The sequence below is a fragment of the Nonomuraea sp. NPDC049378 genome (assembly GCF_055586745.1).
Genome location: NZ_JBVJHP010000022.1, coordinates 41,153 through 61,144, shown reverse-complemented (window position 1 = coordinate 61,144; position 19,992 = coordinate 41,153). Strand labels below are relative to the sequence as shown.

Below are 19,992 nucleotides of genomic sequence, written 5' to 3'. Positions count from 1 at the left end.
GAACGCAATTCTAGAGTTCCCTAGGGAAAGGGTGGGCATGGTCGGTACGTTGGGCTCGCCACGCTCCGGCGCCATCGACGCGCAGGCCCGCGCGCCATTCGGCTGGGCACCGCTGATCGTTCTGTTCATCGTCGGACTCGTCGACCGCATCGAGCACAACCTCCTGTCGGGCGTGCTCCCCCTCGTCCAGCGCGAATGGGGCTTCAGCGACACCGCCGCCGGCTCCATCCCGACGGCCGCCGCCCTGGCCGCCGCGATCGTGTCGCTGCCCGCCGGCTACCTGGCCGACCGGTTCAGCCGTACGCGGATCATCGCGGTGGTCGTCTTCGTCTGGGCCATCGCCACGCTCGGCTCCGGCCTGGCCACCGGCTTCGTCATCTTCTACCTGATGCGGGTGCTCCTGGCCGCGGCCGAGAACATCGACAACCCGGCCGCCGGCAGCCTGCTCGCCGACTACTACCCGCCGGTCAGCCGCGCCAAGGCGTACGGGCTGACCCGCGTCACCACCTACCTCGGCGGCGTCGGCACGCTGCTCGGCGGCGTGCTGGCCGAGATGTTCTCGTGGCGCACGGCGTTCCTCGTCATGGTCGTCCCCGGCGTCCTCACGGCACTGCTGGTCTGGTTCCTGCGCGAGCCGCGCCGCGGCGAGCTGGACCGGCTGGTGGCCCAGGGCGAGCCCGCCCCCGCCGCACCCGCGGCGGAGCCGAAGCCGCCGTTCCGGCGGCAGTTCAGGCAGGTGCTGGCCATCCCCACGCTGATCTTCGTCTGCATCGGGCTGTCCTTCCTCACCCTCGGCCTGGCCGGCATCTTCTACTGGCTGCCCACGCTCATGGTGCGCGGCTTCGACGTCGGCGTGGGCACCGCCGGCTCGCTGAGCGGCCTGATCACGGTCGCGGGCACGCTGACGGGCACCCTGGTGGGCTCGTGGCTGGGCCGCAAGTGGCACGGCAGCCGCAAGGGCGGCCGGCTGCTCGCGGGCGGCGGCGGCATCACCGCGGGCTCACTGGTGCTGGCGCTCGCGCTGTCGATGGACTCGATCGGCGCGCTGACGGCGCTCGTGCTGCTGGCCTGCTCCCTGATGTCGATTGCGATCCCCAACATGATGGCGTGCGTGGCCGACGTGGTGCCGGCCGCCGCGCGGGGCCTCGGCTTCGCGGTGCTGCAGCTGCTCATCACGGCGGGCGGCGCCTTCGGCTCGCTCATCGTCGGCATCGCCTCGGACCGGCTCGGCTCGCTGGTGTCCGGCATGTACCTGCTGGTGATCCCGATGGTCGTGGGCGGCCTGCTCACGCTCGGGGCACGGGCGTCGTTCGAGCGCGACGCGCGCCGGGTCCTGGAGGACGCCGCCCGCCGGCCCTAGGCTGGACAGATGCCGTCCGACCTGCCCATCTGCCGCACCTGCGGCGTCCAGTACGGCGAGCCGCGCGCCGACTGCCCGATCTGCGAGGACGAACGCCAGTACGTGGGATGGGACGGCCAGCAGTGGACGACCATGGCCGGGCTGGCGGACGAGGGCCATCGCGGACGTGTGGCGGAGGAGGGCCCCGGCGTGGTGGGCATCGGCACCGCCCCGCCCACGGCCATCGGCCAGCGCGCCCTCCTCGTCCGCACACCGGCGGGCAACGTCATGTGGGACATGGTCTCCTACCTGGACGACCAGCTGATCGCCGAGGTCAGGGAGCTGGGCGGGCTGGCGGCCATCGCGATCAGCCACCCCCACTTCTACGGTTCCATGATCGAATGGTCCCGGGCCTTCGGCGACGTCCCGATCTACATCCACGCCGCCGACCGTCAGTGGGTGGCCCGCCCCGACGACGCCGTGGTCCTCTGGGAGGGCGACACCCACCAGATCGCGGACGGCCTGACGCTGGTCAACGCGGGAGTGCACTTCGCGGGCGGGCAGGTGCTGCACTGGTCGGACGGCGACGGCGCCCTGTTCTCGGGCGACATCGTCCAGGTCGTCCAGGACCGTCGCTGGGTGAGCTTCATGTACAGCTATCCCAACTACATCCCCGAACGCCCGCACACCGTGCGCCGCGCCCTGTCGCTGCTGGAGCCGTACGCGTTCGACCGGGTCTACGGCGGCTGGTGGAACCGCGTCGTCCACACGGACGGCGCGGCGGCCGTGCGCCGCTCGGCCGAGCGTTATCTCGGCTTCGTCGAGGAACGCTGAGCGCCCTCAGCCCTGCGGCGGCCTGCGCTGCTCCTGCGAGCCCGGCTGCGCCTGCTCCTGGGCCTGCTCCTGGGCCTGCCCCTGCTCCGGCCCCTGCTGGGCGCGCCGCTGCTCCTCCTCCGAGCCCGCGGCGCCTCCGCCGCCGTAGCGCTGCTGCACCGCGTCGGCTCCCTTGCTGATCTGGTCGTCGTACTTGTGCCCGGTGCGCTCCTTGGCGTACTGCTCGGCGCGGTCGAGCACCTGGTCGGCCTGCTTGGAGTGCCCCCTGGCCAGGTTCTCCGCCTTCTTCAGCCATTCTCCGATGCGGCTCATGACCGATTCCCCGTTTCTTCAGGCTACGGTCGCCCTCTACCCGGACCGAAACGCATGATGTTCTCCCAGGTCATCGGGTTTGCCGCCGTCCGCGTCAGTCGAACAGCGGCCGGTTGGCCACGCTCCAGGCGATCCTGCGGCCCACCTCGTCGAGATACCCCTCCTCGACCCACCGGGCCTGCGGCTGGTGCCCCGCTTCCGCCATCGTGCGGACGAGGGCGGCCACGCCCCGCTGGACCTCGACCACCCGGTCGGCCAGGCCGGCGGCGCCGGCGAGGCCGTAGGCGGCGGCGAACGACTCCATCCGGTGGCGGCGGTCGGGCGGCTCGGGGTAACGCAACCAGCGCAGGCACTCGGCGTCGTCGCGGAAGGGCGCGAGGTATTCCAGGGCGTAGGCGACGTCGTACAGGCGCTCCGCCGGCCGGGCGTAGTCCCAGTCGAGGATCCCGACCGGCACGTCCCCCTGCCAGACGATGTTCCACGGCCCGAAGTCGCCGTGGCAGACCACCTCGCCGCCGTCGAGCCCGCGCTGCCCCGTGTGCCAGACGAGCTCCTGCGGCGGATCGAAGCCGGCGACCGCGTCGTGGTAGGCGCGCAAAAGCCCGGCGCACGCCTCCAGCCCGGCGTCGCCGACCACCTTCGCCCAGCTCCGCGGCCCGGACTCGCCCTCCAGGTAGGTGAGGACCTCGCGTCCCTGCTCGTCGATCCCGAGCACCCGCGGCGCGTAGGGGAACCCGGCATCCTCCAGATGCCGGAGCAGCGCGTGGACCGCCGGCGTCCACGGCTGGACCGGCCTGCGCACGGTGTCGCCCACCCGCACCACCCGGCGATGCGGCGTGTCCTGCAGCACGATCTCCTCGGCCATGGGAACGCGGGCTCCTCTCCTCGGCCATCCGGGAGTCTCACGATGCCATGCCGATCGCGGGACGTCGCCCCGCGGCGCGGCGAGAGCGGAACCGCCGCGCCACGGGGCCGCCGTCACGACCGGAACGCGGGCAGGTCCAGGCCACGCGGGTGCGGCAGGCCTCCCCTCCGCAGGTCCTTCAGGCGTTCCCGCAGCTCGCCGAGGTCCGGCGGCGGACTCGTCACGAAGGACGCGGTCCGCCTGCCGCCCGCGCGCGTGCCGGCGACCATGACGTCGTCGCCCGCCTTCAGGTCGGCCACGGACGCGTCGTCCTTCCCGTCCGCGCGCACCTCGGTGTCGCCGTCGAGCACCCAGGTCCAGCTGGTGCCGTCGGCGCTCCTGACCGTCATCGACGTGCCCGCGACCTCGGTGATCCGGCCCCGCTGGTGGTTGCGCACCGTCGTCCGGCCGTCGTCGTCGCGCGTCACGGTCTCGCCGTACAGCACCTCGCCCCGTTTCGGCGGGTGCGCGGAGAAGGCCGGGGACGGGGTGACGCCCGGCGTCGCGGCGTACGCCGCGCTGCCGAGCCCTCCCACGAGTACGGCCGCCGTCGCGACGGCCACCAGATGTTTCATGTGGTTCCTCCTTGTCGGTCGCCAGGCAGTCTCCGGCGGCGGCGCTAACACGGGCGTAACACCGCGGGCGTTACACCCGTGTTATCGGGTCGCGGCCAGGGTGGACAGGCAGAGGCGACGCGCGGCGGAGGTGGCGATGCGGGTGCTGGTCGTGGAGGACCAGGCGGATCTGGTGGAGATCCTGCTCGAAGGGCTCCGGGCCGAGGGCATGGCGGTGGACGCGGCGTTCGGCGGGGCGAGCGCGCTGGAGCAGCTCGCGGTCAACCGGTACGACGTCGTCGTGCTGGACCGCGACCTGCCGGACGTGCACGGCGACCAGGTGTGCGCGGAGCTGGTGGCGGGCGGCGCCCACCCGCGGGTGCTCATGCTCACCGCGGCGGGCACGCTCGGCGACCGGGTCGAGGGGCTCGACCTGGGCGCCGACGACTACCTGGCCAAGCCGTTCGCCTTCGCCGAGCTGGTGGCGCGGATCCGCGCGCTGGCGCGGCGGTCCAACCCGGCGCTCCCGCCCGTGCTGGCGCACGGCGACCTCACCGTGGACACCGCGCGCCGCGTGGCCACCCGCGCCCGGCGGCCCCTGGACCTGACGCTCAAGGAGTTCGGCGTGCTGGAAGTGCTGCTGGGCGCGCGCGGAGCCGTCGTCACCAGCGAGGAACTGCTGGAACGGGTCTGGGACGCCCACGCCGACCCGTTCACCAACACCGTCAGGGTCACGATGATGCGCCTGCGCCGCAAGCTCGGCGAGCCGGGCGTCATCGACACCGTGCCCGGCGCCGGCTACCGGATCGGCCGGCCATGACGGCGGCGGGGTCGATCGCCCGGCTGCGTCCCGCCGCCACCATCCGGCTGCGCCTGACCGTGCTGTACGGCGGGCTGTTCGTGGCGGTCGGCGTGCTGCTTCTCACGATCACGTACGGGCTGTTCGCGCAGCAGTTGCAGGCGCGCGGCCGGGGCGTCCCCCGGCCGGATCCGCCCGTCCTGACCCCTCACCCGAACGATCCCGGATCCATCCGGGAACGGATCGTCGAGGCGCTCGCCCAGCAGCGGGCCGAGGCGCTCAGCGAGCTGCTCACGCAGTCCGTGCTCGCTCTCGCGCTCGTGTCGGTCGTCGCGACGGCGCTCGGGTGGGTGATGGCGGGACGGGTGCTGGGCCCGCTGCGCGACATCACCGCGGCCGCGCGGCGGTTGTCGACGCACAACCTCGACGAGCGCATCAACCTGCGCGGTCCGCGCGACGAGCTGAAGGAACTCGCCGACACGATCGACGCCATGCTCGGCAGGCTGGCCGCGGCGTTCGAGGCGCAGCGCCGCTTCGTCGCCAACGCCTCGCACGAGCTGCGGACCCCGCTCACCGTGCAGCGCGCCGCCGTCGACGTCGCGCTCGCGCGCCCTTCGCTGGAGTCGCTGCTGACCATGGCCCGGCGGATCCGCGCCGCGACCCGGCGCCACGAGCACCTCATCGCCAGCCTGCTCACCCTCGCCCGCAGCGAGCGCGGGATCGAGCGCTACCAGCCCGCCGATCTCGCGGCGGCCGTACGGGACGCCCTGGCGGCGGCGGCCGGCGACATCGAGCTCAAGGGCCTGCGGCTCGCGCACGCGCTCGCCCCCGCTCCCCTGTCAGGCGATCCCGTGCTGCTGGAACGGCTGGCCGGCAACCTCGTCGAGAACGCGGTCCGCCACAACGTCGAAGGCGGCTGGATCGACGTGCGCACGGAGGCCGGTCCCGGCTCGGTGACGCTGCACGTCGCCAACGGCGGCGCGCGCGTCGCCCCCGAGGCGGTGGCCGCGCTCTTCGAGCCGTTCCGCAGGCACGCCCCCGACCGGGCCCGCGGGGCAGGGCAGGGGCACGGGCTCGGACTGTCCATCGTCGCCGCGATCACCCACGCCCACCTGGGCCGCTACGCCGCCAGGGCCCGGGAGGGAGGCGGCCTCGAGGTGTCGGTCACCCTGCCGCGGGCCGCCCACGCCCCCGTGCCGGCTGCGAAGGACGCGCGTGCCGCCCCTACCATTCGCGCATGACCACGTACGACTTCACGCTCACCGCCGAGGGCCCGTTCGACTTCGGCGCCTCGCTGCGCTTCGTCGAGGAGTGGCCGGCGACCAGCGCGCTGCCGTCCGACGGCCGCTCGCTGCGCTTCGCCTACAACGCGGAGGCGGACTGGCTGCCGATCGGGGTGACCGCGAGGGCCGCGCCCGGCGGGGTCACCGTCACCACCACCCGCCCCGCCGGGCCGGACATCCGGGACGAGGTGGCGCGCATCCTCTCCCTCGACGTCGACGGCTCCGGCTTCGCCAAGCTCGGCGAGGCCGACCCGGTGCTCGGCGACCTGCAGCGGCGCAGCCCGGGCCTGCGGCCGGTGTGCTTCTGGACCCCGTGGGAGGCGGCCTGCTGGGCGGTGATCGTGCAGCGGTCGTCGATGGTCATCGCCTCCCGGCTCAAGCAGCGCATCGCCGAGCGTCACGGCGCCCGGGTCACCGTGGACGGGCGGGCGTACGCGGCCTTTCCGCCGCCCGTGTCCCTGCTGGACGCCGGCGGTCTCGGCCTGCCGGGCCAGAAGGAGGAGTGGCTGCGCGGCCTGGCCCGCGCGGCGCTCGACGGCGTGCTCACCACCGAGCACCTGCGCTCGCTCTCCCCCGCGGACGCCCTGGCCGAGCTCCGTGACCTGCCCGGGGTCGGGCCGTTCTCGGCGGGTCTCATCCTGATCCGCGGCGCCGGCGCGCCCGACGCGTTCCCCGGTGACGAGCCGCGCCTGTTCGCGATCCTGCGGGAGGCGTACGGCCTGCCGGAGGACGCGCCGCCCGCCGCGTACCGGAGGCTGGCCGAGGCGTGGCGGCCGTACCGCTCGTGGGCCTCCTTCCTGTTCCGGGCGGCCACGTACGGGGTGGCGGACGACCGGCCCGCGCAGTAACCGATTTCCCCCGCGTGATGCTTCCCCTCGCGATGCCCGTCACCGCCACGGTCACCCCGCTGACGTTCCTCGCCACGTGGAACGCCTTCTTCCTGCCGCTCGTCTTCACCTTCAGCCGGCCGGACCCCGCGCACCCTCAGCGTCGGCACGCCGGCCTTCGTGGGCGAGAACTCCGTCGGCTGGAGCGGCATGGCCGCCGCGGCCGTCATCTCGCTGCTTCCCGTCGTGATCCTCTTCGTGCTGCTGCAGCGCTGCTTCGTCGAGGGGATGGCGGGCGCCGTGAAGTCGTGACCGCACGCCCCGCCCTGGCCGTCCCGGTGACCGGCTACGCGAGGAGCCGGTCGGCCCGGTCCAGCAGGGCACGGCGTTCGGCCTCGCCGCCGGAGAGCGCGGCGGCCCGCCGGAACAGCGCCGCGGCCCGCTCCCTGCCGCCGTCGCGGGCGATGAGGTCGGCCTCGGCGGCGAGCGCGGGCGGATAGCCGTCGAGCGCGCCGCCCGCGCGGGCCGCGGCCAGCAGTTCCAGGCCCGCCGCCGGACCGTACGCGTACCCGTGCGCCACGGCCCGGTTCAGCTCGATCACCGGGGAGGGCTGGATCCGGACGAGCGCGTCGTAGCAGGCCGCGATCGCCGTCCACTCGGTCGCGTCGGCGCACGCCGCCGTGGCGTGGCAGGCCGCGATCCTGGCCTGCAGCACGTACGGGCCGTCCTCGCGCACCGCGGAACCGCCCCGCCGCGCCCCCGCGCTGCGCTCCCGCGTCCCGGAGCCGCCCCGCCGCGCCCCCGCGCTGTCCTGACGCGTTCTTGCCAGGGCGGCCACGCCCTCCGCGATCGCGGCGTGGTCCCAGCGGGAGCGGTCCTGGCGGTCGAGGGTGAGCAGGTCGCCGTCGCCGTCACGGCGGGCATCGCGCCTGGAGTGCTGGAACAGGAACAGGGCCAGCAGCCCGGCGATCTCCGGCTCATCCGGCATGAGCCGTTCGAGCAGCCGGGCCAGCCGGATCGCCTCGTCCGCGAAGGCGGGCTCGCCACCCGCGTCGTAACCGCGAGTGAACAGCAGATAGAGCACGGCGAGGACGCCGGGCAGCCGTTCGGCGAGCGCGGGACCGGCCGGCACCCGGTAAGGGATGCCGGCGTCGGCGATCTTCGTCTTGGCCCTGGTCAGGCGACGGGTCATGGTGGACTCGCTGACCAGGAAGGCCCGCGCGATGTCGGCGGTCGGCACCCCGCAGACCGTGCGCAACGTCAACGCCACGCGCCCCTCCAGGGGGAGCGCGGGGTGGCAGCACGTGAAAACCAGGCGCAACCGGTCGTCCACGACCTGCTCCTTCCCTGTGCCGGGGCCGGGGTCGGCGAGCGCGAGCACCGCCACTTCCTCGAGCTTGCGGCGCTCGGTCGACGCCCGTCGCAGGGCGTCGACCGCGCGGTTGCGCGCCACCGTCATGAGCCATCCGCCCGGGTTGGCGGGCACGCCGTCCGCGGGCCAGCGTTCGAGGGCGAGCGCCAGCGCCTCCTGAGCGCAGTCCTCGGCCAGCGTCCAGTCCCCGGTGACGCGGATCAGGGCGGCGACGATCCGCGCGAAGCTGTCCCTGCCCGCGACGGCGACGGCTCCCGCAGCGTCGCCATCCGTCCGCACCGGGCCGGCGTCCGCCCGCGCCGCGTCGCCGCCGGTCACCGCCGTGCCGTCGAGGGCCGGGTGCGCGTCAGTCACGCGGCGGGCCGTCCGGGCCGGTGAACGGGCGCAGCTCGAGCCGTCCCGCCCGCGCCATGGGGTGGGTCCGCGCGACCTCGATCGCCTCGTCCAGGTCGGCGCATTCGAGGAGGTCGTATCCCACGATCACCTCTTTGGTCTCGGTGAACGGCCCGTCGGAGACCAGCAGCTCGCCGTTGCGCACGCGTACGGTCGTGGCCGCGGACGTGGGGGCCAGCGCGTCGCCGTCGAGGCGCCGGCCGCGGGCGTCGTTCTCCGCCACCCACGCCTCAATGTCCGGCATGTCCGACTTATCGGTGTCCGGCGCTGTGTCGCTGCAGACGAACATCATGTACTTCATCTCTACGCTCCTTCGTGTCGTGTTCTCAGCAAAGGTGACGAACGGGCTGCCCCGATCCGGACAACGGAACGGCGGAAATTTCCGCCGCCGCGTCCGGCGCACATCCGGGTGAGTATGCAGACACGACACGTGCCCGGGAGTCATCGCTCTGCGCGACAATCGTTCCCGGGCACGGCCAAGCGGCACAGCACGGCGGGGCCCGCAAGGCGCTGACGTGCGCCCTCGCGGCGAGCGCACCCCGGATCCGGCGGGCTGGGAATCGACGGAGACCGCATGTCTCGTATGATCCGGTGGACGCGGAGGAAGGCACGGTGATGACGGGCGACCGGTTCGCCACCCACGACCTCGAGCTCCGCGACGGCGTCGTGGTCAAGCGCTACCGGTCGTGGGAACGGCAGGAGCCCCAGCGGGAGTGGGAGGCGCTGACCGTGCTGGCCGCGCACGCGCCCGGCCTCGCCCCGGCGCCGGTTGTGGCCGCCCTGGACGCGGTGCCCCCCAGCGTGACGATGACCCGGCTGCCGGGCGTCCCGCTGCGCGGCGAGCGTACGACGGACGAGCAGGCCGAAGCGCTGGCCGACGCCCTCGGCCGGTTGCGCGAGGCGGTGCCCGCCGCGGTCGTGTCGTCCATGCGGCCGGCCGCGTGGACCCCGGCCAAGGCCGTGGCGAAGGCGCGGACCTATGCCGCCGGGCAGCAGCCCGATCCCGGGGACGACCCCCTCGTGCGGAAGGCGTACGCGCAAGGGACGGCATGGCTGGCGGGCCCCGACCCTGACGAACTGCTCGCCGATCCCTTCCCTCCGGTCCTCGGGCAGGCGGACGGCAACCACGCCAACTACCTGTGGGACGCACACGAGCGCCGGATCCGGCTCCTGGACTGGGAGGACTCCGGCCGCAACGACCGCGCGTTCGAGCTGGGCGACCTCCTGGAGCACGTTTCGCGGCTCGACGGCGACCTCGACGCGGCGCTGCTGCTGGACCGCATCGGGCTCGCGCGGGCGGAGCGCGCCCGCGTGCTGGGTTTCCGGCGGCTGATCGCGTTCTCCTGGTTCTCCATGCTCGGGCCCGCGGGGCCGTTCGCCGCGCGTAACCCGGCCGGGACGTGGGAGCGGCAGGCGGGACGGGTGCTGGAACTGCTCGGCTGAGCGCGGGATGGCCGGCTCATGAGGGTTTTCTCATCTCACGACTGTATACAGAGAGTTCCGTCTTCATTACTGTCTGTAGCTGACAGTGATCCTTCACAAGGAGGTTCCCCGTGCGTCCATCCCCTCGTAAGATCGCCGCCGTCGCGATGTTCGCCGTCGCCGCAGGCCTGACCCTGTCGGCTCCAGCCCATGCCGTCGTCGACCCCACGCAGCTCAACAGCTTGGAGTCGATCACCAAGATCGACCCCATCGTGATGGCCAACTGCGCCACCGGCGGCATCGCCGACCCCGTCGGCGCGGTGGCCGTACCACCCGAAGTCCCGCTCGTGGGCTGCCTCACCCTCTGATCACCGGCGAGGGGGGGGGGGGGGGGGGGGGGGGGGGGGGGGGAGGGCGGGAGGCATCCGACACCCTGCGGCCATTCCTCCCGCCCACACCCCGCACCCTCCCCCCCTCCCCCCCCCACCCCCCCCCCCCCCCCGCCCCCTCCCCCCCCCCCCCCCCCCCCCCCCCCCCCCCCCCCCACGCCATGCCCTCCGGGCCCGGCTCCGTCAACGCACCGCCGTGCCGTCCTCCCGGGAGCTGCCGTCACAGGGTGGGGCCGCCCGCTGACCGCGTCCATGGGCCGGGCGCCTGAGCGAGCAGGTACGCCTCCAACGCCCACCGCGCGTCGGCCAGCGCGGAGTGCCGCTCGATGCCCTGCGGCGGTTCGGCGCCCACCGCGGCCAGCAGCCGGTCGGCATCCCAGGGAGCGTGCGTCACCTCCAGCGGCGGCCCGGCGAGCTCCGCCACCAGCCCCGCCGGTCCCCCGAGCCGTTCAGCGGCGGCCGCCAGCGCGGCATGCCAGCCGTGGATGAACCCGCGAACATGAACCTGTGCACAAATCACGTGGTAGTGATAGGAGGGTCGCAGATCGTATTCAGATAGAAGCGCCCTGAGGAACATGTCGTCGAACCCGGGAACGATGCCCACGATATGTCTGCCCTGCAGCAGCGCGGCGATCTCGGTCGCCGCCTCCCGCCGGGAGGTCCGCCGCCATGATCCGTCGGTCCCCAGGGTGGCGACGCCCCACTCCCGCAGGCGGGGATGGTGCCGGCGCGCGAAGTTGCTCATAGCCAGGAACTCCGGGTCGGCGACCGCCTCCGGCCAGAACTCCCAGACCCGCTCCAGCCTCGCCCTTTCGTGGGGAACGACGATGGCGTACTCCCACAAGGTGTCGGGATTTTTCGCCAAGAAAGGGTCACGGCCGGTTGTCTCACCATCGACACCGGCAATTTTCTCGAACCCTTCGAAGGAGGGATCAGAGGCCATCAATTCTCTCCTTCATGGCGATTTTATGAATTTCCTCGACCAGCCGGCCCGTCGCCACCCTGTCCGGGCCCTCGCAGAACGCGGCGTTCACTGCCGACAGCGCTCGTGCCCGCCGCTCGATCAACGAGGTGACCGTGCCGGTCTCCAGCCCGGTGCCGCCCCGCCGGATGCTCTCGATAGCGAGCCGGAGCACCTGGAAGCTCGACGCGCGCAACATCAGCAGCGCGGAGGTGGCCACGCGCAGGAGATCCGGCCGGTCACGACCCGTCCTGACCACATTGCGGATCAGCTGGTACGCCTGGTCCAGCCCGCTCCACCACTCCAGCCCCATCTGCCGCGCCCGAGCCACGCGCGGATCGGCGTAGTCCCAGGAATAGGCCATCATGTTGGGATCCATCGTGGTCAGCATCGGTGCGAGACGGCGACTGCGCGCCATCGGCGAGTCGACCTGGATCCGCAGTTTTCCGAACGGCGCGCCCGCGTGCCGCCACAACCCGCTGGAGAGCATCAGGTCAACGCTTTCCGCCAGTTCCTCCAGCGTGACGAGAGGGTCGAAGAGGATCAGCCCGATCTCCACGTCGAAACCGCGACGGACCAGGCGCCGCACCGCGCTGATCGAATGGTCGGCGGTGGCCCGCTTGCCGAAACGCCGGATCTGTGACCCGGACAACGTCTCCACACCGAGGTACACCTGGCGAAGACCCGAATCGTACAAGTCGGCCAGTTCCGCCTCCGAGGTCCTCATCCCCTGTCGATCCCCCTGGCGTCCCATCAGGGTGTCCACCCGCATCGAGACCGTGTAGGTGAACGGTCCGTGGTCCCGTACGAGTGCGGCGAGCCCGGCACCGGGCTGGAAGTCCTCGTCGGTGAAGGTGAAGCGGCGCACCCCCATCACAGCCAGCGCCGACAGGTCGGCGGCGATCCGTTCCCGCGCGGTGGCGCTCCACTGGTCGGCCCGTCCCGGCGGCCGCGTGCAGAAGGTGCACCGGCCGAACTGGCAGCCGCGGCTGGCCTCGACCCGGCGGAAATAGTCGCCGTCCACCCGCAACGGAGGCGGGTACACCGGCTGGCCGTCCGACCGGGCGGGGGTGCGCACGAGTTCCCCGCGCTCCATGAACACGACGTCGGCGAGCCGATGCCGCGGTTGCCCGGACAGGTAGGCACGGAGCGCGTTCTCGCCCCAGCCACGGATGATCAGTACGTCCGGGTCGACGCCGAGGAAACGTTCCGGCAGGTGGGTCGGCAGGGCATGCCCCAGCAGGACCTCGGGGTGACCCCGCGCCGACCGTAGCGCGCGCAGCAGTTCGATGATCTCCAGTGCCGTGTCGTACGTGCCCTGGGGTACGGACAGGCCGACCAGTTCGTGCCGTTCGCGGCGGACGTAGGCCACGAAGTCGCTCACCGCCCGTGGGTCGGTCACCGGGTTGACCGTACGGACCTCGACCTCCGTCAGGTCCTGGACCGCGGAGGCCAGCGTGGCCACGGAGAGGGGCTCGGCATCGGCAGGCTGTAGCGGGCTGTACAGCTGAACGAGCAGGAGCCTCCGGGACGAGGCGGTCACGAGCGTGCCTTGTTCAGCGAGATGTGCGGTTTGTTCATATGGCAGCTGAACAGGCAGCCAGGACAACGATCCTGTTTGATCTCCTCGCGAACCGCCCGCATCTCGGGAGCTCGCCAGATCCGCACCAGATCGAACCCCGGCTGCGCGAGCGAGGCCACGGCCGGCATGGACCAGCAGGGACGCAGGTTGAGGTCCTGGTCGATCACGACATCGGTGTAGGCCACCGTGCATCGTTCCGGATGGAAGGTCCGGTCGCGGAAGAAGCGGGGAATCTGCTGGAGGAAGTCCGGCCGGCTGTTGATGGGGAACGTGCCGTCCTGTGCGCCACGGACGAGTTCGGCGATGATTCCGTCCAGCCGGGCCAGATCGGGCTCGGCCGGCCACAGATGGGTCAGGATATGGTCGTCGAGGCCGGTACCGGCGAAGTGCACGGGCTGATACTGCACGGTGATGCCCAACCGGCGGGCGTAGTCGGCGAGGGGGATCAGGTCGTCGAGGTTGGCCCTGGTGACGGTGACGTAGAGCGCCACCCGTGGCCTTGTCCGCTCGTCACCGGCCAGAATCTCGATGGTCCGACGCACGCGAGCGGCCTTCAACCCTCGGATGGCCATGAGCCGGTCAGGAACCAGGCTGTCGATGGAGATGCCGACCTTCGTGATCCCCAGGCCGACGAGGGCTCTCACGTGTTCCCGGGTGATCAGGGAGCCATTGGAGATCACCCGGATCTCGAATCCGCACTCGAGCGCCGTTTCCAGCACGGCGGGGAGGTCACGGCGTAGGAACGGCTCTCCGCCGCTGACCACCAGATCGCCGACGCCCAGGCGGCGTAACTCGCCGAACAGGTAGGCCAGCTGCTCCAGCGGCGGGTCGAGCCTCGGATCACGGGGCGCGGTCCAGTCGGCGCAATATCCGCAACCGGCGTTGCACCGTTTGACGACGTTGACGTAGGCGGTGCGTGGTGGCAGCAGAGGTTCGCCGCGGCTGAAGGACTCCAGCAAGAGGTCCGCATCCGGTGGAGTCATGACCACCTCCCGGGCGTCAGCCGGGGTTCACGTCGACCATCGTGGACTGCTCGGGATAGAAGGCCGGCGTGGTCGCCGTCACGTATTTCAGGTTGCCCTCGATGTACCAGCGTTTGCCGGCCAGCACGGTGGCGACGTCCTGGGCGCCGAGCTTGAACTCCTCACCCTCGATCCAGATCGTGCCGGCGCCGTCGATGATGTAGATGGCGAACGTGCAGTCCTCTTCCAGGAAAGCCTTGCCCGGCTCGCCGGGACGGCGGCCGTTGACCTCCATATAGGACATGCGAAGCGCATGGGACTGGTTTGGATATTCGTAGATGACGCCCTTTTGATCGGGACGCACCACGAACGCGTCGCTTCTTGAGTATTTCGGCGATTCCACTGGAATACCCTCCATTATTCGAAGAGCGCGTAGCCGTCGATGCCCGGCGGTCGAACCGTATCACCCGGCGGGGCCGCCAAGAAGAGTCAACGATCGCAGAACCCGTTCAACGCACCTGGTCGCCGGACTCGTCGACCGGATTACGGTGACGGTGTTCGCCGACGTGTCGAAGCGGAGGTGCTCGATTGCACCATCCTGTCTCAGTGGATCGGTCTCGGCGGATCGAAGGCGATAGTACAGCATACGATCACCCTGGTTTTCCGGGCCCGGCACGCCAAGCCGGCGACGTGTCCGAAACGCGATGTCAGAGACTTTCGCCTGGCACTCCACGACAACGGCGACGAGCCGCGAACGTTCTGCGAGACGATATGCGGCCGCCCGATATGCCGATCGCAGAAAAGAGGCGTCCAGCACCGCACCAGACTCCGTCACCCCGTGTAAGAGCCTCTTGTAGACCTCGTCCCGCATCTCCGGCCGGTAGAGGTCGCCGGAGGCGAACCCCAGCGCGGCCCGCAGGTCGTGGCTGGCGTGCAGCGGCAGGTCGAGCCGCCTGGCAAGGGCTCGCGCCGTCGTGGTCTTGCCGGTCGCCTGCTGACCGGACATGAGGACCAGAAGGTCGCCCGGCATCAGCGTTCCGAAAGATCGAGCAACTCGAGCATCTGCTCGACCCCCTCCATAGCGCCGCCGTCCGGTCCGGCGCCGAGCTTGGCGAGATCGAGGGCACGCTTGCGATGTCGCTGCAACTCGGCCCCGAACCCGTCGAGCAGTTCGCCGGCTTGCCCGCGGGTCAGGTCGGGGCTGGTCGCCATCGCCGAATAGAGCGCCACCATGTGAGACTTCGCGATCGACCACTGCGGACGGCCCGGTTCGAGGGCGTGCCGGAGCGCCTGTTCCCAGATCGCGTAGAACGGGAGCAGCGAGACGTCGTCACGGGAGCGGCTGCCGTTGACGCTGAAGTGCACGAAGTCGTGGTCGACGATCCTGGAGAGGCTGCCGGGTGATGAGCCGATGCGCAGTTCACCGTTCGCGATCCACAGCTCATCGGGACTCAGCTCACCTGACGGCCGATCCATCAATGCGATATGAAGGGATTTAAGCGGCTCGTTCCCACCGCCGAAATCCTTGGCGAAGGCCAGCACGGGCACCACCGCGTCCTGCAGACCGACCACGGCCTCCAGAGCCGACAACACCGAGTTGCTCACCACGCTCAGGGACTCGCCGACCACGCGCGGCGCGAACGGCTGCAACACCCCCGACAGGGTCTCCGCGATGTTGATCATGGATGAGATGAGGTTCTCCCGCACCACCTTGTAGAGCACGATGCGGATCCGGATCGGGCTTCCCAGGTAGGGCAGAGGACCCACCGTGCGGATGTCGCGGATGATCGCGTTGGGCCCCACCTGCATGCCCGCCGACTCGAACAGGGCCGGCCCGACGACGTACGGGATGCTGATGTGTCTACTCCCGTAGACGCAGTCCACAGCGATCAGCACCATCGGGTCGTATCTGGTGAACCATTCGCGGGCCGCCGCGAGTTGCACCTGGTTCACGCGCACCTCGAAATAGCCCTCTCCGGGCCCGAACCACGCCGCCTCCCCACCACCGTCCAGGTTGTGATCGTCCTGGACGGCGGAGTAGGAACGGGTGTCGACGCGTCCGGTCCTGGCCCTGCCCAGCAGATCACCGATGCGCTGCGGCAAGGGGCGCATCATCCCTCGCCTCCGCCCGGTTTGGTGGCCCCGATGATCAGGTTGTTGGCCGTGAAGTGGAAACGCGTCAGCTCGGGCCGGCGCCGGTCCCGCGACATGCTGGTCTCGGCGAAGCCGGTCAACGCGAGGGAGGCCGCCAGGACGGCCTGCACGTAGGTCTGGATGGGCCGGTGATAATGGGTGAGCCGGGCGGGCGGATCGAGCCCGACCAGGGTTTTGACGTAGCTGAACTCCTCGACGTAGCGACGCCGTGGCCGGTAGACCGGCTGCCCGTCCTCGCTGCGCCACTCCCCTGTGGCGTCGAAGAACGTGGGGTGGACGACGGAGAAGACGAGCCGGCCGCCCGGTTCGAGAACCCGTGCCGCCTCCGATATGGCGTGGTCTATGTCGTCGACGTCCATCAGCACCATGTTGCAGACGATCAGCTCGAATGCGCCGGAATCGTAGGGCAGCTTCCCGCAGATGTCGCCTTGACGGAAGCTGACGGGCAGGTCTCCGGAGAGGGCTCGCGCGATCCGCAGCATCTCTCCCGCGCCGTCGATGGCCTCCACGGCGGCGCCCGCCCGCGCGAGGTGACGGGAGAGATATCCCTCGCCGCAGCCCAGGTCGAGAACCCGCTTGCCGGCCGGATCACCGGCCATGTCGAGGACCGCGTCAGTGACGATGTCGGTGAAGGCCCGACCCGAAATGTTCTCTTCGTCGTTCAGCCAGGCGGCATAGCGCTCGGCGATCGAACCCCATTCAAGAATCTCACGTCGAGCCATTCGTTGGTTCCTTCCGCTGCAGTTCTGCCAATCGTGTGACGATTTCGTGCAGAGCGGGCACCACCGCCTCGTAGTGCGCCGCGAGCTCTTTCCTTCCCAGGTCACGGAAGACCCCGTGTGCCGACTCCGCGTACGCCAGCCCGCTCCGCAGGTGGGCGAGCCCTTCCGCGAGGTGGATGATGGCCGCGCTGTCGGCGAGTTGCCCTTTGGACGTGAGCTGCCCGTACCGCTGCACGAAGCCCTCCAGTTCCGCTATCGACCCGAAAGCGTCGTTCTTGCTGCCCAGGAAGTACAGGGCAGCGGGCCGCCAGCCATAGACCAACGCCATGGTGCGCCGATCTCCCGCCGACTCCGCTATTTCCATTGCCTGGTCGAAGTAACGTTGCGCGTCCTCCCAGCGCCCCTGCCGGGCATTGAAGGCGCCCATCCACCACAGCGTGCCCGCCTTGCGCCAGCGCTCTCCGATGCTCTCGATGAATTCGAGGTCTTCCTCGAAGTACTGCTGCGCGGCGGCATCGCGCCGGATCGCGGCCGCGGCCGCCCGGCAGAACAAGAAGGTCTCGTACAGCTGAGGAGGGATCCGGTCCAGGTGCTCGAACATCTCGAGCACGAGCGTCAGCTGCTCGCGCATGGCGTCGGCGTCGAACCGGTCCATGTAGGCCAGGGCCGCGTCCAGCGCCACCTTCGCGACCGCCTCCCAGTCGCCGGTCTTCCTTCCCGACGCTCCGATGCTCTGGGCGATCTCGAACAGTTCGGCCCAGAGCCCGTGCACCCACACGAATGAGCTGTACTCGACGCACAGCTTGACGTAATCCTGGTCAGCCCCTTCCGCGTCCTCGTCGGCCCTCTCGGTCTGCAGGGCTCGGATCAAGGCCCGGATGTTGTGAACCTCTTGCCAGAACGGCTCCGTCTCTGGTGTGGAATCCTGTTTGGGGTTGTATTTCTTGAGAAACCCGAGGTAGTAAGCCACCTGCCGCGTTCGCGGCTCAACCAGCTCGTCCGCGTCGCCGACGAGTTTCAGGATGAGCCGCTTGATCACGGGCAGCATGCGCAGCCGATCACCCGTCTGCTCCAGCAGATTCATCCCGAGCAGCGTCGCGATGCACTCGTCGCGCACGTGCGGCGAGTCGAGCGCGGCAACCTCGCCGAAGGCCTCCCTCGACATCGACCCGGCGAACACCGACGCGCTGATGAGGCTCTGATACGCGTCGTGGTTACGCATCCGCAGCGACTCCACCGAGGTGCCGAAACAGTACGCGGCCAGGTCGTCGGCGCCGCTGGCCAGCTTGGCCAGCACGGAGTCAGGAGCATGCCCGGCGGCCAGGTGGCCCACCACCCACTTGATGATGAGCGGGAGCGCGTTGCTCGCCGCCGCCAGCCGCTCGTTCTGATCGCGGCTCTGCTGGATCCCTCTCCTGCTCAGCTCCAGCTCCAGCAACCTGATCGCCTCGGACTCCCCCATCGGTCCGAGCCGGATGTGATCGGAGCACTCGACGAACTCGCGTGACGTCAGCAGCACCCGAGTCGGGGCGGGCAACTCGCTGACGAACTCGAGCACCCGGTGGTCGTCCACCGTCTCGAAGTTGTCGATGACGATGAGCACGGGCTGGTCGACCATGGCCAGCCGGAGCCTTTCGACCTGTTCGGGCACCGGGAGCCGCAGCAGCTCCGAACGTCCCATCGTCAAGGCCGTGCTCTGGAGCACGTCTTCCAGCGCGTTGACGTGCGAGTGCGGCTGAACACCCGCTCTGGTGAGCACCTGCGTCTGCGCGCTCACCCAGATCACGGTGTCGAACGCGGGTTTGGGCGCCTCGATCACGCGGTGCACGATTTCCAGCGCGAGCGTGCTCTTGCCCGAACCCGCCGGTCCGAACACCCCGATGACCGGGCAACTGGAGTCCGGCGGAAGCAGGTTGCCCAGCTGGCGCAGCTCCCGGTCACGGCCCACGAAGGTGGCGTAGTCGCGCTGCCGCAGGTTGTGCCGGACGCGCGGAGCCTGGGAGGCGACCTGATCCTCCGGCCCGGTCTCGGGCGCCGGCGGGTGCTCGGCCGCCCCCGACAGCAGGAGGTTCGCCACGCCGAACCACGGGCGGGTGAAGCCGAACTCGCGCCCCAGCCCTCTCCTGGCCAGCTGGACGGCGTACTCGATGGTGGCGCCCGTCCTCGTCAGCTCACGGTAGAACTCGTTGGAGAAGGCCACGGCGACCTCGTTGGAGATCGGGGCGCTCATCCCGACGACGCGGAGTGGCCCTTTGGCCGCCATGGCGTCCGTGATGCTCACGTGCTGGTCGCCATCGGATGCTTCGCCGCCGGGGCGGGCCGCGCTGTCACACGTGTGCAGCAGCACCAGCTCGGGCTGCCAGCGGTCGAAGACCGTGGCCAGCTGGTCCGCGGTGTGCCAGTGGGTGCTGTCGCCCCGGTGCGACAGGGCGATCTCGCCCTGTCCGTCGCGGACGCGCCCGTGAGCGATGAGATGCAGGATGTGCGGCCGGTCCCTGACCAGCGCCTGGTCAAGGTCGCGCAGCTCGCAGTCCTCCAGCGGTTCCAGCACTTCGTAGTGCCTGGTGCTGAGCAGCTCATGGATCGCGCCGGCCTGGATCGGCCCCTCCTGCTGGGATCCGGACGCGACCAGGATCTTGGGCCGGTCGGGCAGCCGGTCCGCGGGCCTTCCGCCCACGGCCCGCGCGACGTGCCGGGCGAGGACGAAGTCAGCGTGCGTGGCGAGCCAGCGGTCGCGGAAACGCAGGAATTCCCAAGGGAGCGGCGCCAACGTCGCGTCCAGCCGCAGCCGAACCCGCAACACCGAAGGGTTCCGCCTGGCGAGCTGCCACGCGGTGGCGAAATGCTCCGCCACCCGCCCGGGGAACGCCAGACGCTCCATCGCGTCACCCAAACGTTTGGGCGAGCCGCCGGGAGCGAACACGTTCGCGGCCAGAGGCCCGATCGCGAGCAGGTCGGCATCCACCCACTGACCGCTCGCCTCGTGCCCGTCGGCGGATCGAGAGTGCACACCGTGGACCGCGTCGAGCCGGAGTTCGAACTCACTGAACCGCTGGGCCATCTCACCTCCCGAGAATGACCCGTTCAATCCCGCCAGAATGGCATCGGCACGAATCGTTCAAGCGTAACCACGTCCGCTGCTTCGCGCAGCGCTACTTCACGTGCGATGCCCCGGGAGGGTCA

The 19,992-nt window shown here is 70.7% G+C and carries 21 protein-coding genes; 8 read left to right on the top strand and 13 right to left on the bottom strand.

The genetic code is table 11. The annotated features are described in order from the left end of the window. The first annotated feature begins 37 nt into the window (after window positions 1-37). Together ACZ6SA_RS38535 and ACZ6SA_RS38530 are read left to right on the top strand one after the other, a co-directional pair. Window positions 38-1,360 carry an MFS transporter gene (locus ACZ6SA_RS38535; protein WP_465833815.1) on the top strand — a complete coding sequence of 441 codons (1,323 nt, stop codon included), beginning with the start codon at window positions 38-40 and terminating at the stop codon, window positions 1,358-1,360. A 9-nt stretch (window positions 1,361-1,369) separates the two neighbouring features. After that, a complete protein-coding gene (locus ACZ6SA_RS38530) occupies window positions 1,370-2,173 on the top strand; it encodes an MBL fold metallo-hydrolase (RefSeq protein WP_347649085.1) in 804 nt (267 codons plus the stop codon). A gap of 6 nt (window positions 2,174-2,179) precedes the next feature. Here ACZ6SA_RS38530 and ACZ6SA_RS38525 read toward each other — a convergent pair whose 3' ends face one another. The 3 genes from ACZ6SA_RS38525 to ACZ6SA_RS38515 form a co-directional block, all read right to left on the bottom strand. After that, complete coding sequence (locus ACZ6SA_RS38525) at window positions 2,180-2,485, bottom strand: antitoxin (protein WP_347649086.1); 306 nt, start codon at window positions 2,483-2,485, stop codon at window positions 2,180-2,182. A 94-nt stretch (window positions 2,486-2,579) separates the two neighbouring features. Beyond that, complete coding sequence (locus tag ACZ6SA_RS38520; RefSeq protein ID WP_465833812.1) at window positions 2,580-3,350, bottom strand: aminoglycoside phosphotransferase family protein; 771 nt, start codon at window positions 3,348-3,350, stop codon at window positions 2,580-2,582. Window positions 3,351-3,463: 113 nt separating this feature from the next. Then, window positions 3,464-3,964: a DUF5666 domain-containing protein gene (locus ACZ6SA_RS38515; RefSeq protein WP_347649088.1), complete on the bottom strand. Its 501-nt coding sequence runs from the start codon at window positions 3,962-3,964 to the stop codon at window positions 3,464-3,466. A gap of 136 nt (window positions 3,965-4,100) precedes the next feature. On the opposite strand from ACZ6SA_RS38515, the gene ACZ6SA_RS38510 reads away from it, so the two are divergent. The 4 genes from ACZ6SA_RS38510 to ACZ6SA_RS38495 all read left to right on the top strand — a co-directional run bounded on the left by ACZ6SA_RS38510 (window position 4,101) and on the right by ACZ6SA_RS38495 (window position 7,164). Continuing rightward, the gene (locus ACZ6SA_RS38510) at window positions 4,101-4,763 is read left to right on the top strand and encodes a response regulator transcription factor (RefSeq protein ID WP_347649089.1); all 663 of its coding nucleotides are present in this window, start codon (window positions 4,101-4,103) and stop codon (window positions 4,761-4,763) included. Next, window positions 4,760-5,983 carry a sensor histidine kinase gene (locus ACZ6SA_RS38505; protein WP_465833810.1) on the top strand — a complete coding sequence of 408 codons (1,224 nt, stop codon included), beginning with the start codon at window positions 4,760-4,762 and terminating at the stop codon, window positions 5,981-5,983. The genes ACZ6SA_RS38510 and ACZ6SA_RS38505 overlap by 4 nt, the downstream gene beginning before the upstream one ends. Then, window positions 5,980-6,873, top strand: a complete 894-nt coding sequence (locus ACZ6SA_RS38500) for a DNA-3-methyladenine glycosylase family protein (protein ID WP_465833808.1) — start codon at window positions 5,980-5,982, stop codon at window positions 6,871-6,873. The genes ACZ6SA_RS38505 and ACZ6SA_RS38500 overlap by 4 nt, the downstream gene beginning before the upstream one ends. A gap of 159 nt (window positions 6,874-7,032) precedes the next feature. Continuing rightward, window positions 7,033-7,164, top strand: a complete 132-nt coding sequence (locus ACZ6SA_RS38495) for a hypothetical protein (protein ID WP_465833806.1) — start codon at window positions 7,033-7,035, stop codon at window positions 7,162-7,164. A 34-nt stretch (window positions 7,165-7,198) separates the two neighbouring features. Here the strand turns inward: ACZ6SA_RS38495 and ACZ6SA_RS38490 are convergent, their stop codons facing one another. Continuing rightward, window positions 7,199-8,578, bottom strand: coding sequence for an RNA polymerase sigma factor (locus ACZ6SA_RS38490; protein WP_465833804.1), 1,380 nt, complete (start codon window positions 8,576-8,578; stop codon window positions 7,199-7,201). Then, window positions 8,571-8,918, bottom strand: a complete 348-nt coding sequence (locus ACZ6SA_RS38485; protein WP_465833802.1) for a YciI family protein — start codon at window positions 8,916-8,918, stop codon at window positions 8,571-8,573. Before ACZ6SA_RS38485 ends, ACZ6SA_RS38490 begins: the two co-directional genes overlap by 8 nt. Window positions 8,919-9,208: 290 nt before the next feature. Between ACZ6SA_RS38485 and ACZ6SA_RS38480 the strand changes: the two genes are divergently transcribed. Next, a complete protein-coding gene (locus ACZ6SA_RS38480; RefSeq protein WP_347649094.1) occupies window positions 9,209-10,060 on the top strand; it encodes an aminoglycoside phosphotransferase family protein in 852 nt (283 codons plus the stop codon). A gap of 110 nt (window positions 10,061-10,170) precedes the next feature. Beyond that, the gene (locus tag ACZ6SA_RS38475; RefSeq protein WP_347649095.1) at window positions 10,171-10,407 is read left to right on the top strand and encodes a hypothetical protein; all 237 of its coding nucleotides are present in this window, start codon (window positions 10,171-10,173) and stop codon (window positions 10,405-10,407) included. Window positions 10,408-10,648: 241 nt separating this feature from the next. Here ACZ6SA_RS38475 and ACZ6SA_RS38470 read toward each other — a convergent pair whose 3' ends face one another. From ACZ6SA_RS38470 to ACZ6SA_RS38435, 8 genes are all read right to left on the bottom strand, one after another. Next, on the bottom strand, window positions 10,649-11,293 hold the full coding sequence (locus ACZ6SA_RS38470) for a hypothetical protein (protein ID WP_465833799.1): 645 nt from the start codon (window positions 11,291-11,293) through the stop codon (window positions 10,649-10,651). Between the two features lie 67 nt (window positions 11,294-11,360). Continuing rightward, on the bottom strand, window positions 11,361-12,932 hold the full coding sequence (locus tag ACZ6SA_RS38465) for a B12-binding domain-containing radical SAM protein (RefSeq protein ID WP_465833797.1): 1,572 nt from the start codon (window positions 12,930-12,932) through the stop codon (window positions 11,361-11,363). Next, a complete protein-coding gene (locus tag ACZ6SA_RS38460) occupies window positions 12,929-13,954 on the bottom strand; it encodes a radical SAM protein (RefSeq protein WP_347649098.1) in 1,026 nt (341 codons plus the stop codon). The genes ACZ6SA_RS38465 and ACZ6SA_RS38460 overlap by 4 nt, the downstream gene beginning before the upstream one ends. A 16-nt stretch (window positions 13,955-13,970) precedes the next feature. After that, complete coding sequence (locus ACZ6SA_RS38455; protein WP_443156089.1) at window positions 13,971-14,237, bottom strand: cupin domain-containing protein; 267 nt, start codon at window positions 14,235-14,237, stop codon at window positions 13,971-13,973. A gap of 159 nt (window positions 14,238-14,396) precedes the next feature. Further along, complete coding sequence (locus ACZ6SA_RS38450) at window positions 14,397-14,963, bottom strand: P-loop nucleotide/nucleoside kinase family protein (RefSeq protein ID WP_465833794.1); 567 nt, start codon at window positions 14,961-14,963, stop codon at window positions 14,397-14,399. Continuing rightward, window positions 14,963-16,036: a hypothetical protein gene (locus tag ACZ6SA_RS38445; RefSeq protein WP_443156087.1), complete on the bottom strand. Its 1,074-nt coding sequence runs from the start codon at window positions 16,034-16,036 to the stop codon at window positions 14,963-14,965. The genes ACZ6SA_RS38450 and ACZ6SA_RS38445 overlap by 1 nt, the downstream gene beginning before the upstream one ends. A gap of 8 nt (window positions 16,037-16,044) precedes the next feature. Continuing rightward, window positions 16,045-16,809 carry a class I SAM-dependent methyltransferase gene (locus ACZ6SA_RS38440; RefSeq protein ID WP_465833792.1) on the bottom strand — a complete coding sequence of 255 codons (765 nt, stop codon included), beginning with the start codon at window positions 16,807-16,809 and terminating at the stop codon, window positions 16,045-16,047. Then, window positions 16,796-19,870 carry a CHAT domain-containing protein gene (locus tag ACZ6SA_RS38435; RefSeq protein WP_465833790.1) on the bottom strand — a complete coding sequence of 1,025 codons (3,075 nt, stop codon included), beginning with the start codon at window positions 19,868-19,870 and terminating at the stop codon, window positions 16,796-16,798. The genes ACZ6SA_RS38440 and ACZ6SA_RS38435 overlap by 14 nt, the downstream gene beginning before the upstream one ends. Window positions 19,871-19,992 lie beyond the last annotated feature (122 nt).